The 12,922-nt window shown below is 42.0% G+C and carries 12 protein-coding genes and 1 pseudogene; 3 read left to right on the forward strand and 10 right to left on the reverse strand.

The features are described 5' to 3' along the window. Positions 1-88 precede the first annotated feature (88 nt). Positions 89-940 (reverse strand): MIP/aquaporin family protein, encoded by an 852-nt coding sequence (locus C9J51_RS13690; protein WP_045039725.1) that lies wholly within the window; start codon positions 938-940, stop codon positions 89-91. Between the two features lie 596 nt (positions 941-1,536). Here C9J51_RS13690 and zapB point away from each other — a divergent pair. Beyond that, entirely contained in the window at positions 1,537-1,779 is a 243-nt protein-coding gene (gene zapB, locus C9J51_RS13695; protein WP_036789682.1) for a cell division protein ZapB, read from the forward strand. Between the two features lie 103 nt (positions 1,780-1,882). Here zapB and rraA read toward each other — a convergent pair whose 3' ends face one another. The 7 genes and pseudogenes from rraA to priA all read right to left on the reverse strand — a co-directional run bounded on the left by rraA (position 1,883) and on the right by priA (position 9,741). Continuing rightward, positions 1,883-2,368, reverse strand: a complete 486-nt coding sequence (rraA, locus tag C9J51_RS13700) for a ribonuclease E activity regulator RraA (protein WP_045035936.1) — start codon at positions 2,366-2,368, stop codon at positions 1,883-1,885. Between the two features lie 87 nt (positions 2,369-2,455). After that, a complete protein-coding gene (locus C9J51_RS13705; protein ID WP_045039726.1) occupies positions 2,456-3,364 on the reverse strand; it encodes a 1,4-dihydroxy-2-naphthoate polyprenyltransferase in 909 nt (302 codons plus the stop codon). A 149-nt stretch (positions 3,365-3,513) separates the two neighbouring features. Further along, a complete protein-coding gene (gene hslU / locus C9J51_RS13710; RefSeq protein ID WP_045035938.1) occupies positions 3,514-4,845 on the reverse strand; it encodes an HslU--HslV peptidase ATPase subunit in 1,332 nt (443 codons plus the stop codon). Between the two features lie 10 nt (positions 4,846-4,855). Beyond that, positions 4,856-5,383: an ATP-dependent protease subunit HslV gene (gene hslV, locus C9J51_RS13715; RefSeq protein ID WP_045035939.1), complete on the reverse strand. Its 528-nt coding sequence runs from the start codon at positions 5,381-5,383 to the stop codon at positions 4,856-4,858. 173 nt (positions 5,384-5,556) lie between these two features. After that, positions 5,557-6,159, reverse strand: coding sequence for an SPOR domain-containing protein (locus C9J51_RS13720; protein ID WP_045035940.1), 603 nt, complete (start codon positions 6,157-6,159; stop codon positions 5,557-5,559). Between the two features lie 172 nt (positions 6,160-6,331). After that, positions 6,332-7,342, reverse strand: a pseudogene (gene cytR, locus C9J51_RS13725) (DNA-binding transcriptional regulator CytR); the annotation flags it as partial. 197 nt (positions 7,343-7,539) lie between these two features. Beyond that, on the reverse strand, positions 7,540-9,741 hold the full coding sequence (gene priA / locus C9J51_RS13730; protein WP_045039727.1) for a primosomal protein N': 2,202 nt from the start codon (positions 9,739-9,741) through the stop codon (positions 7,540-7,542). Between the two features lie 268 nt (positions 9,742-10,009). Between priA and rpmE the strand changes: the two genes are divergently transcribed. Next, complete coding sequence (rpmE, locus tag C9J51_RS13735) at positions 10,010-10,222, forward strand: 50S ribosomal protein L31 (RefSeq protein WP_045035943.1); 213 nt, start codon at positions 10,010-10,012, stop codon at positions 10,220-10,222. A 122-nt stretch (positions 10,223-10,344) separates the two neighbouring features. On the opposite strand, the gene metJ is transcribed toward rpmE, so the two are convergent. Then, complete coding sequence (metJ, locus tag C9J51_RS13740) at positions 10,345-10,662, reverse strand: met regulon transcriptional regulator MetJ (protein ID WP_045035944.1); 318 nt, start codon at positions 10,660-10,662, stop codon at positions 10,345-10,347. 304 nt (positions 10,663-10,966) lie between these two features. On the opposite strand from metJ, the gene C9J51_RS13745 reads away from it, so the two are divergent. Further along, on the forward strand, positions 10,967-12,133 hold the full coding sequence (locus tag C9J51_RS13745) for an O-succinylhomoserine (thiol)-lyase (RefSeq protein ID WP_045035945.1): 1,167 nt from the start codon (positions 10,967-10,969) through the stop codon (positions 12,131-12,133). A gap of 212 nt (positions 12,134-12,345) precedes the next feature. Here C9J51_RS13745 and C9J51_RS13750 read toward each other — a convergent pair whose 3' ends face one another. Continuing rightward, the gene (locus C9J51_RS13750; RefSeq protein WP_045035946.1) at positions 12,346-12,912 is read right to left on the reverse strand and encodes a PadR family transcriptional regulator; all 567 of its coding nucleotides are present in this window, start codon (positions 12,910-12,912) and stop codon (positions 12,346-12,348) included. Between the last annotated feature and the right edge of the window lie 10 nt (positions 12,913-12,922).

Consider the following 12,922-nt stretch of genomic DNA (forward strand, 5'->3'; position numbering starts at 1 on the left):
TGAGTTCCTCGTTATCTTTATTATAGTCAAGTAGGTGTCACAGAGGGGACGGGTTAATAGCCCTCTGACTTTATGGGTGGATCAAATTTTATGCATCAACCTGTGGTGTATCCGTATTGCCTTCGCATTTATTTGGTAGGGTACATTTGTTACCTGGAAGGTAAACACCCATAAATTTAGGGTATGCCCAGCCACCAAATAGTGCGCCACAAATTGGTGCCAGTATTGGTACGATAAAGTAAGGGATATCTTTAGCACCTGTTAATGCAATATTGTCCCAACCAGCAAAGAAAGTGAGTAATTTGGGGCCAAAATCACGGGCAGGGTTCATGGCAAAGCCAGTTAGTGGACCTAATGAACCGCCGATAACGGCAATGACTAAGCCGATGAGCAAAGGGCCCATTGCACCACGAGGCGCACCATTTTTATCATCGCCAATGGCTAAAATGGCAAACATTAATACTGCTGTAATGGTAAATTCAACCGCAAAAGCACCACCAAAACTTAATGATGGGTGAGGGAATGTTGAAAAGATAGAGGCGGTATCAAGGCTAGCGACCGTACCGCGAACAATGTTATGGCTGGCTTCATAATCAGTAAATAGGTTACTGTATAAACCATAAATTAGAGCAGCAGCGGCAAAAGCCCCTAATAGTTGTGCCATGATATAAGGCAAAACTTTGCGTTTATTGAAACCATGGAAACTGGCTAAGGCGATGGTCACGGCTGGGTTTAAATGGGCACCAGAAACTCCCGCTGTGACATAAATTGCAATGGCAACGCCAAGACCCCACATTATGCTTATTTCCCATTGACCAAAGTCAGCCCCGGTTAATTTCATCGCCGCGACACAGCCAACACCAAAAAATATCAGTAGTCCAGTACCGATAAATTCCGCAAAACATTCTCCGACTAGCGCATTAGGTTTGGAACTTGCCATATTGTCAGTCCTTTTGATAAGTAATGTAGGGTATTTCGTTATCCTTTATGCGCTGTAATTTACAATATCTACTTTTTTTTAAAATAATAACGGCTCAAAAATGTGCGTTCGAACGTGAATTGTTTTCTAAAGTGAGCGTTTGGTGGGTTTTTATTGTCGTGTTGATGGCGTGAGATCATTGATAGTAATATTAAGAATACACAGGAGTGGTTGTTGCTAGTGGTAACAATGGAATATAAAATCGGAAGGTTAAATTATCATGGTAATGTGGGGCAGAATTTGAGAAAGTTCATGGATACCACATTGTTGGTAGCAGAATGTAAAGCGAGGCATCAACGGTATAAAATGATGTGAAAGGTGCTAATGGTCGTTGAATTTAGCTGTTTTTAACGACTAAATTAGGCTGATATTGGCTTACTTTGCAAAAATTACATCAGACTTGTATGATTTTCATTCATTTGCACGAATGCAAAGGAAATGTAGATGTCAGCAGGCCATTGCCTCGTTAGAATAGCCGCTAAATATATATAACCCTGTCCGTAGAGATTACCTTCAATTGTTAAGGTAAATATATGGGCATAGATCAGGTGAACAATATGTCTCTAGAAATGTTGGAAAAATTGGAAGCCAAAGTTCAAATGGCTGTAGATTCAATTTCTTTGCTACAAATGGAAATTGATGAATTAAAAGAAAAAAATGATAGCCTAGCTATGGAAGCACAAGAACTACGTTCTGGTCGTGAGAGTCTTGTTCAAGATAATGAAAAGCTACGTGGCGAGCATAACGTATGGCAAGATCGCGTACGTACGCTACTAGGTAAAATGGATAGCGTAGAATAATCGCGTATTTATTTTAATACGATTATCGGCTTGGTGTAGCACGCTTAATGGGTGATATGCCAAGCCGATGTTTTATGTGTTGCCATGTATGTCGAGGAATAGATTAGTCTATGTCTAACGCTTCTGGAGATAAAATAACCCCCGTATTATCCGCGTAAATATAATCTTCAGGTAAGAAGGTTACTCCTCCAAAATTCACCGCAACATCGACTTCGCCAATGGTTTGTTGATCAGCGCCAACCGGAATGGCCGCTAATGCTTGAATACCTAAATCGAGCTGATCGAGTTCATCAACATGGCGCACACTGCCATAAATGATCAATCCTTCCCATTGGTTTTCAGTGGCCAATCGTGCTAAATCGAGATCAATTAAAGCGCGGCGTAATGAACCACCGCCATCAATTAATAATACCCGTCCAATACCTTGTTGAGATAATACCTCATGAATAACGCTATTATCTTCAAAGCATTTTATGGTCGTGACTTGACCACCAAATGAACTACGGCCACCGTAAGAGCTGAACATGGGTTCAACCACGTCAACTTGATCGAGATAGATATCACAAAGCTCAGAGGTATTATATTCCATGGACAGGCTTCTTATTGGTAGCTAAAAACAAAAAACGATTGTTCAAATTATAACCAGTTGAAATCGCATTGCAATTTGTATCAGTGACTACGCTAATACCATACCAATAGCAAACAAGAGGTTGGTGATTAATGCACATTTAACCATGGTTGCCATCATTGGTCGAAGTGCTGCGCCATTGGTTGAATTATACACTTGTCGACCATGCTTAATCAGTAATGGTAGGCTTAGAATAAAGAGCCACCCAAAGACAGATTTTACTTCCAATAGGGCAAATAAACTAAAAAAGATCACACTCGTAGTCAGTAATACGAGGTGGTATTTACGTCCCCATTGTGGTCCCATTCGTACGACTAATGTTTGCTTTCCACATGCTTTATCATTATCGATATCACGTAAGTTGTTGATATTCAATACGCCAACCGCCAATAAACCACAGGCCGTTGCGGGTAACATGATCAGTGAATCTATTTGCCCAGTTTGAAGATAATAGGTACCCGCAACCCCAAGCCATCCAAAAAAGATCAGTACTGATAGATCACCCAATCCTCGATAACCATAAGGCTTATTGCCGACGGTATAGGCAATTGATGCGCCAATCGCGAGTAATCCAAGGATTAAAAAGCCAACAATATCATGAGGGTTTTTACAGGCAATTAAAATCAAGGTTAAGCCACTTATTGCGGTCAGTATGATATTAATAATCATAGCCTTACGCATTGTTGCTGCGGTGACTAAGCCTGATTGCATTGCCCGTTGTGGACCTAAACGATCATCATTATCGGTACCTTTAACGGCATCGCCATAATCATTAGCAAGGTTAGATAGAATTTGTAATAACAAGGCAGTTAATAGTGCTAGTGCGGTAATACTGGCAGAAAAACTGTCGTGCCACTTTGCCACTGCGCTGCCGCAGACAATAGAGGCGATAGCAAGCGGTAAGGTTTTTGGTCTTGCGGCATCTAACCAAATTGTCAGTGAAGAGGGTGAGTTCATAAATTAGATACTTAAAGTGAATACTGAAAAGGTATTATGGCGTAAATTTGGTCAGGCGCAAATTTATCCCATCAATGTTTGTTAAAGAACAAAAAAAACGGTGCGAAAAAACGCACCGTTTATAATGTTAGTTATTGGTTTAAATTCGATTATAAAATAAAGCGACTTAAATCTTCATCTGCAACGAATTCACCTAAACGTGCTTGTACATAAGCGTCATCGATAAGGAATTTTTCACCTGCTTTTTCGCTAGCATCATAAGAAATTTCTTCCATTAGACGTTCCATGACAGTATGTAGACGACGAGCACCAATATTTTCTGTGCGTTCATTTACCTGCCATGCGGCTTCCGCTAAGCTTTCAATACCATCAGCTGTAAATTCAATATCAACGGATTCGGTTGCCATTAGTGCTACGTATTGCTGTGTTAAAGAGGCTTTAGGCTCAGTAAGAATACGTTTAAAGTCATGGCTAGTCAGTGCTTCTAATTCAACACGGATCGGTAAACGACCTTGTAATTCTGGAATTAAATCAGACGGCTTAGCGACTTGGAATGCACCTGATGCAACAAACAAAATATGGTCGGTTTTAACCATGCCATGTTTCGTTGACACTGTGCTGCCTTCAACTAATGGTAATAAATCACGTTGTACACCTTCACGAGAAACGTCAGGGCCTGATGATTCGCCACGCTTACAAATCTTATCGATCTCATCAATAAAGACGATACCGTTATTTTCAACGGCGAAAATCGCTTGTTCTTTTAATTCTTCTTGATTGACCAGTTTTGCAGCTTCTTCTTCTGTTGCTGCTTTTAACGCATCTTTAATTTTCATCTTGCGTTTTTTACTGGTATTGCCGGCAAGGTTTTGGAACATGCCTTGTAACTGGTTGGTCATTTCTTCCATACCAGGAGGCGCCATGATTTCAACACCCATTTGTGATGCTGCAATATCAATTTCAATTTCTTTATCATCAAGCTTACCTTCACGTAATTTCTTACGGAAAGATTGGCGAGTGGTTGATTCTGCTGGCGCTTCTTCGTTTTGCCCCCATGCATCACGTGCGGGTGGCAATAGCACATCAAGAATACGTTCTTCTGCTAATTCTTCAGCATGGACGCGCACTTTTTCTGTGGCTTGTTGATGAATCATTTTGACCGCGACATCGGTCAGATCACGAATAATCGTTTCGACTTCTTTACCAACATAACCCACTTCAGTAAATTTAGTTGCTTCAACTTTAATGAACGGAGCATTCGCTAATTTTGCTAAACGGCGGGCAATTTCTGTTTTGCCGACACCTGTTGGCCCAATCATTAAAATGTTTTTAGGGGTTACTTCAACACGCAGCTCTTCAGGAAGCTGCATTCTGCGCCAGCGGTTACGCAGCGCAATCGCAACCGCTCGTTTGGCTTTGTCTTGACCGATAATATGACGGTCAAGTTCATGAACGATTTCGCGAGGAGTCATTTCAGACATTGCAACTTCCTTACTTAGTTTCTAATTCTTCAATAGTGTGATTGTGGTTGGTGAACACACAAATATCACCAGCAATATTTAACGCTTTTTCAGCAATTTCGCGAGCATCAAGATCAGTATTTTCTAATAATGCAATAGCGGCTGCTTGAGCAAAGTTGCCGCCTGATCCAATCGCGACTAAATCATGTTCAGGCTGTACGACATCACCATTACCAGTAATGATTAATGAGCCCGTTTCATCAGCAACGACTAATAAAGCTTCTAGTTTACGTAGGGCACGATCGGTACGCCAGTCTTTGGCTAGCTCAACGGCTGATTTCAATAGATGGCCTTGGTGCATTTCTAATTTACGCTCGAAACGCTCAAATAAAGTAAAGGCATCCGCCGTGCCGCCAGCAAAACCAGCAAGTACTTTATTGTTATAGAGACGACGAACTTTGCGCGCGTTGCCTTTCATCACTGTATTGCCAAGTGAGACTTGACCATCACCAGCAATTACGACTTTGCCGTTACGACGAACAGATACAATAGTTGTCACGTTAAACCCTCTTTGATTCAGCTCCGACGTTAGCCGGTATCGTTAATGCTATTAGATCTGGGGATAGCGGGACTGATTTTCAAGGTGCTGGTGATAATTGCGGTATAATGATTGAACATATAAAAAAGGATGCCATGGCGGCATCCTTAGTGATTTTTTGATGGAAATGATGACTATTCCCAGAACCAAATGGCACAAGGACTAATGCCATGTTGTTGTAATTTGTTCTGATCATTCATTGCTAAACGTTTGTCTTTATACGGACCAAGTACAACACGGTACCAAGTTCCTTTGTTATTGGTTGATACTTTTATTTGGCTATTTAAACCCTGAAACGCAATCATTGCTTTACGTTCATCCGCTTGGGTTTGGCTATGATAAGCACCGCATTGTAATAAATAAGGCTTAGCTGGCTTCTCTTTGGCGCTGACGTGTTTCTGGGTTAATTTAGGAACAATGACTTTTTTATTTTCCAGTTCTTGAATATAACGCCATTTTTCTTCTGGTTTTGGCGGTAAGGCATTGGTATTAACTTTTGCAGGTTGCTGCGGTTTGATAACAATAGCCGCAGGAATCGCTGGCTCCTTTTCAGGAACATCGGTCCCTGAAAGGAAAAATAAACTCGTAATCAGCCCACACACTAAAATAACAGCGAAAGCTGCCCACTTGGTTGGAAAACCAGTTGTCGGCATTTTTTTGCCTTTAGGGTTAGCTTTTTCTTTTGGTGACGCCGCTTTTGCTGAGCGTCCGCGTTTTACATAATCTTTAGTAGCCACAATATCGACAAATTAGTTTGGGAAGATAGATAGGTCTCTATGTTACAAAGTTGGATTGATCCTGACCAGTTATTATCGCTGTTTCGTTGATAATTAACCCCATATTGTAACAACGATACCAGATTTTATGATCTTGGTGCGGTAACGTGTCAAATATGGGGGGATAGATTAATTAGCGACTTGGTGGCGCAGCACTTTCACGAATAACCAGTTTTGCATCTAATAATCGTGAACCTGCTTGCACATCTTTACCTTTGAGCAATTCAAGTAGCATTATCATTGCTTGGCGGCCGATCTCATAACGAGGTTGAGAAACCGTCGTTAATGGTGGATCGCAGTATTCTGCAAATTGAATATCATCAAAACCGACAATAGAAATGTCATGCGGAACGCGCAAACCTAAACGTTTTGCTTGTTGCATTGCGCCAATCGCCATGACATCAGAATGGCAAAATAATGCGGTTGGTGGTTCAGGTAAAGCTAGCAGCGCAGTAATAGCACGAGCTCCTGCGGCAAAGCTGAAGTCACCTTTAATGGTGTAGGCTGGGTTTAAAGTAATGCCTCCACGACGCAGTGCTTGCTGATAACCTTGCTGGCGAAATTGCGATAAGGCAGCTTTATCAGGGCCGGTAATTTGGGCGATGCGTTTATGGCCCATTTGGGTGAGATAATTCACCGCATCAAAGGCCGCGGTTAAGTTATCAATGTGCACCGTCGGTAATTCAAGCTCTGGCGCATATTCACACGCCATCACTAATGGCGGTAGGTTTTTCTGCTCAGGTTTACTAACGTCAAAGGGTAAATTATTACCCAGTAGCAACATACCATCAGCTTGTTTAGTAAAGACTAAATTAGCGAATGAATTTTCACGACGTTGTTGCTGACCGCTGTCACCGAGCAACACTAAATAACCATTTTCCATTGCCGCTTCTTCAATACCACGAATGATCTCAGTGAAGTAGGGATCACAGATGTCGGGAACAATGGTAACGATAGTTTTTGATTCATTGCGGCGTAAATTGCGTGCCAGTGAGTTTGGTGAATATCCAGCTTCCATTACGGCTTGCTCGACCTTTTTCCTGGTTGAGGCCGATACTTTTTCCGGGTTCATGAGCGCACGTGAAACGGTCGCGGTTGATACCCCGGCTAGCTGGGCAACGTCCTTCATTGTCGCCATAGTGCTTTCCTCTTTTGCATGATCTTTCTGATTTACAGTTGGCTATCTGACGCAAAAATGTATTCAGATAGACTTGCCAACTAATTGTAACTGACTGAAAAACGTCAATTCATAGGCATATTGTAGAATGGATGCATAAGTTGAAACATGCTTTCAATAGCATAAATTACATTCGCTATGTGAGATGCATCGCATTGTGTAGTTTAAGTTAAATCTTGTGGTTCAACATCAATCGACCACCTAATTTTTTTAGCTAAAGGTAAGAGTTGGATTGCCGGTTTTGCAATGCTCAGCATTTGTTGAAGCTTATTTCGATTAGGTATTTGTAAAATTAATTGCCACCGGAATCGTCCAGCACGGCGAGCAAGCGGAGCGGGATTGGGCCCCAATACACAACAGTCTTGATCGTACACCGGACTGGCTTCAAAAATTGCACGAATTTGTTGTAAAAATTGACATACCAAATCGCTATCATTGGCTTCTGCGCGCAATAATACGAGGTGAGTAAACGGTGGTAACAATGCTTGGCGACGTTCAATTAATGCTGCTTGAGAAAAAACGCCATAGCCTTTATGCAGTAATGATTGTAGCAGTTGATGTTCAGGATGGTGGGTTTGTAATAATACCGCCCCTGGTTTACTGGCGCGTCCAGCGCGGCCTGCAACTTGAATAAACAGTTGTGCTAATCGTTCAGATGCTCGAAAGTCGTTGCTAAATAACGCACTATCAACATCAATTAATGCCACTAGGGTGACGTTGGGAAAGTGGTGACCTTTAGCGAGCATTTGAGTACCGATTAAAATTTGATATTCATTGTTTTTAATCGCTTCTAAATAGTTTTCTAATGCGCCTTTACGGCGGGTGCTATCTCGGTCAATACGTACTGTTTTAAATTCAGGGAACAGCTCTGCAAGTTGCGCTTCAAGCTGCTCGGTACCGACACCCACTGGCGATAATTGCGTTGATCCACATTGTAGGCATTGGTGCATTATTGGTCTTTGAGTCGCACAGTGATGGCAGCGTAATTCCCCCGATTGTTGGTGAAGGGTATAATACGCATCACAACGGTCACATTCCGCAATCCAACCACATTCATGACACATCATTGCTGGCGAAAAACCGCGACGGTTAAGAAACAACATCACTTGGTTGCCTGCATTGAGGTGTTTACGCATTTCTGCAATTAATGGTGCTGATAGTCCTGCATTTAAATACAAGCCTTTAACATCGATTACGCCATGGCGTGCAGCGCTTGCATTACCCGCACGTTTAGAGAGGGTGAGGTAATGGTATTTACCTGTTTGGGCGTTATGTAGTGTTTCTAATGCGGGTGTTGCTGAGCCTAAAACAATCGGAATGTTTTCTTTATTGGCACGCATTACTGCCAGATCACGAGCATGGTAACGTAAACTGTCTTGTTGTTTGTATGAAGCATCATGTTCTTCATCAACAATAATAATCCCTAGATTCGCAAAGGGAGTGAACAATGCTGAACGGGTACCAATAATGATCCCTGCTTGATTATCACGTCCTGCCAACCACGCTGTCATGCGTTCACTGTCATTGAGGCCTGAGTGTACGGTTTCTAATGGCACATTAAAACGGCGCTTAAAACGATTGATGGTTTGTGGCGTTAGGCCGATTTCAGGGACTAAAATTAATGCTTGTTTACCCGCCGCTAAAATGGGCTCTAAGAGGTTAAGGTAAACTTCGGTTTTGCCTGAACCTGTGACGCCATCTAATAGATAACATCCAAAATCGGGATTGCTGTTAACCGTGGCAATGGCTAACGCTTGCTCTTCGTTTAAACGTGGCTTTTGTTCTGTGATCTCAAATTGCGGTTGCCATTGATGTTGTTTGGGCTGTTGTTGTTGTTCTGTGATCCAGCCTTTTTGTGTAACGGCTTTTAAGGTCGCACTACTGACGTCATGGGTGAGTAAGCTTTCATGACTGAGTGGGCCATGACGTAATAGATTTAGAATTTGAGCTTGCTTAGGGGCGCGCTTTAAACCATTTAACGGTTGATCACGACCCGCTTCGCTAAGCTGCCAGTATTTTAGTGGTGCGGTTGAGGCTTCTCGACCTTTACGCAATAAAGCAGGCATGGCATTGGCTAAAGCATCACCTAATGGATATTGATAATAGCGACTGGCCCATTTTAATAAGCTAAATAGAGCGGGTTGCCATAAAGGTTGATTATCTAACACTTGTTGAATCGGTTTTAATTGTTGGATTGGGAAATCAGAATCGTTACCGATAGCAACTACTATTCCCACTAATCGTTGGCGACCAAAAGGCACAAGCACGCGTCCACCGATCACAGGAGTGGCATTGGGTTTGATGAGATAATCAAATATTTTATCTAACGGGACAGGTAAAGCAACGCGCGCTATTGGGGGGGTCATATTTTATCGCTTTGATTGAACTTGTACTAAATAGTAACAGATCACGTGATATGGAATAAGTGTTGCTATGTAGCAATCATTAATTACTGTTTTAGTGATGAACACAAAGAGTGATAAAAAAACAGCGTCTGAGTTGATCTCTTGATAATGATTGATTACTATACGCCGCCTGATTTGTCGTAAATTTACGGCAGACTATTTTATTAATCACGTGTGGTGCCCGGCTTTGGATCGGGAGAGCGACACGGCCTTAACTTGAGGTTTCCCCATGAAACAAGGTATCCACCCAGAATACAAAGAAGTAAACGCACGTTGTTCTTGTGGCAACACTTTCGTATTTAACTCTACTATGAGTAAAGACATCAACCTTGATGTATGCGATAAGTGTCACCCATTCTACACTGGTAAGCAACGTCAAGTTAGCTCTGGCGGTCGTGTGGACAAATTCAACAAGCGTTTTGGTGCGCTTACTAGCAAGTAATTACTTGCCAGATGAATTTTTAAAAAAAAGGGATGCGCAAGCATCCCTTTTTTTATAACTGAAATTTATCAGATGTAAAAAAACCAGCATTTGTGCTGGTTTTTTGCTATTTCATATACATGCTATTCATTAATGTCTTCGTAACTGATGCCCATTGCATCCATTAATGCTTTTGCTTCTGCGGGCAAGTCATCTGGGTGGTCTTTACGAATGTCATCATCGGTTGGTAATGGTTGACCTGTGTAAGCATGTAGGAATGCTTCACAGAGTAATTCACTGTTGGTAGCGTGGCGCAGGTTATTGACCTGACGGCGAGTACGTTCATCAGTAAGAATTTTGAGAACCTTTAATGGAATAGACACTGTAATTTTTTTTACTTGTTCATTTTTTTTACCGTGTTCTGCATAAGGGCTAATATATTCGCCATTCCACTTTGCCATGTTTTACCTTCTCAGCGATGTTTAATTAATGGTGATAACAATGTCGCGATGACGGTTGTTAGTACATAGTCATGATAGGCGGCGATATTACGTGAACATCGTTAGTTTGTCCTCTACCGTGGCATATAACAGTTACTAGATCACGACTATTTTTTTCAATTATTGAATTTTAGCGGGATTTACCGCTATAAGCAAAGACATATAGACGTCTAGCTGTGTTGACGTCTCATTTTGATGTGGTTAAGGTTATTGCCGTGACCATTATTTATTTCAGGGCTCACCCCCTATAACAAGGAACGTTATTATGAGTGATAAGCAGCTTGCAACTATTGCAGTTCGTACCGGTATTGATGTTGATTCACAATACAATGCAATTGTTCCGCCCATTTATTTAACTTCAACCTATAGTTTTCCCGCTTTAGGTGAGTTACCGCAGTATGATTATTCCCGTTCAGGTAATCCGACTCGAAATACATTGGCTGATGCCTTGAGTGATATGGAAGGCGGTGCGGGTGGGGTAGTGACTAGTTGTGGTACTGCTGCGATGAATTTATTGGTCTCAGCGCTCTTGGGACCTGATGATTTATTGATTGCTCCCCATGATTGTTATGGTGGCAGTTACCGTTTATTTAATACTCGCGCGCAGAAAGGCGATTTTAAGGTGCTGTTTATTGATCAATCTGATTCTGAGGCCTTAGCGGCGGCGTTCGCACAAAAACCAACCTTGCTATGGCTTGAAACCCCCTCTAATCCTTTAGTGCGCGTGATTGATATTTCGGCGATCTGCCAACAAGCACAGACGGTTGGTTGCCAAGTTGCGGTTGATAACACCTTCCTATCACCATTATTACAACAGCCATTATCGCTTGGCGCTGATTTTGTAGTGCATTCAACCACCAAATATATTAATGGCCACTCTGATGTTGTCGGGGGTGTTCTCATTGCTAAAGACCAAGCGGCGGCGGAAAATCTAAGTTGGTGGGCCAATTGTATTGGTGCAACGGGGGCACCCTTTGATGCGTATTTGACCTTACGTGGATTACGCACGTTAGCACCAAGAATGCGGATGCATGAAGAAAATGGTGCGGCAGTACTGGCTTATTTACAGCAACAACCGCTGGTTGGCACCATTTATCATCCAAGTTTACCGACCCATGCAGGGCATGAGATTGCTAAGCGTCAACAACGTGGTTTTGGGTCGATGATGAGTTTTGAATTTGCTGGAAGTTATCAACAACTGGAATTGTTTGTAAAAACGCTACAGTTATTTTCATTAGCAGAATCATTAGGGGGAACGGAGAGTTTAATTGCTCATCCCGCATCGATGACCCATCGCGCAATGACTGATGACGAACAGCGAGCGGCAGGGATTTCAACTTCTTTATTACGGCTATCGGTTGGTTTAGAAGATTCACGTGATTTAATTGCTGATCTTATGCAAGCATTTGTTGCTGCCGAGGCGATCTGTTGATAAAAAAAGCTACGCCAGTGACATAAATTTGGTGGTAGTCGTTTTGCTGATTTGCATATTTTTGCGATTGAAAGCCCGTGGTATTGCGAGAATCTATTAGTGATTCGAGTGCTAACCGGTGAGCGACAATGCTGTAGTTGATAGCGTTGGTATTCAGTGCCTGTAATAAAAAAGCCGCAGTTCAAACTGCGGCTTTTTTGTTGGATATAAACTTAGTTGATAGCGACTGCACTACCTTCACTGTCCATATCTTTCAGTTCAGTTAATACTTCTTCTGCCCATAATATCCAAGCTTGGCGGTTATGAAGCCCGCGACGCAAGGTTAAACGGTCGAGACGTTGTTGACGATCCATGTTTTTGTAATCGCTAAAATGAATTTGCTCTAGCTCTTGATAATGACCAATTAAATTGTGTGATTCATCAATTAAAGATTCAAGTTGCTGCTGCATGGGTAATGAATTGTGAACGCCACAAATCAGTAGTTTTGCAGAAAATTCATCGCGCGTGGTTGGATTACGAGCAGGCTCTTGGAACCACTCAAATAATGCCTGACGACCAAGATCGGTAATTGAATATACCTTACGATCAGGTTTACCATCTTGAGGTTCAAGGCGGCAGGTTACTTGATCATTTGTCGCCATTTTATTGAGTTCACGATACACCTGCTGGTGGCTCGCTTTCCAAAAATAACCGATACTGTGTGAAAATTCTTTGGTTATATCGTAACCAGTTGCTTCTCGAGTGCTAAGCACTGTTAAAATTACATGTGGTAGTGACATCTCTTCTATC

It is taken from the genome of Photobacterium iliopiscarium, from assembly GCF_003026395.1.
GTDB lineage: Bacteria > Pseudomonadota > Gammaproteobacteria > Enterobacterales > Vibrionaceae > Photobacterium > Photobacterium iliopiscarium.

Coding starts and splice junctions, on each gene's coding strand:
- C9J51_RS13690 (WP_045039725.1), bottom strand. CDS start 940: ATGGCAAGTTCCAAACCTAATGCGCTAGTCGGAGAATGTTTTGCGGAA.
- zapB (WP_036789682.1), top strand. CDS start 1,537: ATGTCTCTAGAAATGTTGGAAAAATTGGAAGCCAAAGTTCAAATGGCT.
- rraA (WP_045035936.1), bottom strand. CDS start 2,368: ATGGAATATAATACCTCTGAGCTTTGTGATATCTATCTCGATCAAGTT.
- C9J51_RS13705 (WP_045039726.1), bottom strand. CDS start 3,364: ATGAACTCACCCTCTTCACTGACAATTTGGTTAGATGCCGCAAGACCA.
- hslU (WP_045035938.1), bottom strand. CDS start 4,845: ATGTCTGAAATGACTCCTCGCGAAATCGTTCATGAACTTGACCGTCAT.
- priA (WP_045039727.1), bottom strand. CDS start 9,741: ATGACCCCCCCAATAGCGCGCGTTGCTTTACCTGTCCCGTTAGATAAA.
- rpmE (WP_045035943.1), top strand. CDS start 10,010: ATGAAACAAGGTATCCACCCAGAATACAAAGAAGTAAACGCACGTTGT.
- metJ (WP_045035944.1), bottom strand. CDS start 10,662: ATGGCAAAGTGGAATGGCGAATATATTAGCCCTTATGCAGAACACGGT.
- C9J51_RS13745 (WP_045035945.1), top strand. CDS start 10,967: ATGAGTGATAAGCAGCTTGCAACTATTGCAGTTCGTACCGGTATTGAT.
- C9J51_RS13750 (WP_045035946.1), bottom strand. CDS start 12,912: ATGTCACTACCACATGTAATTTTAACAGTGCTTAGCACTCGAGAAGCA.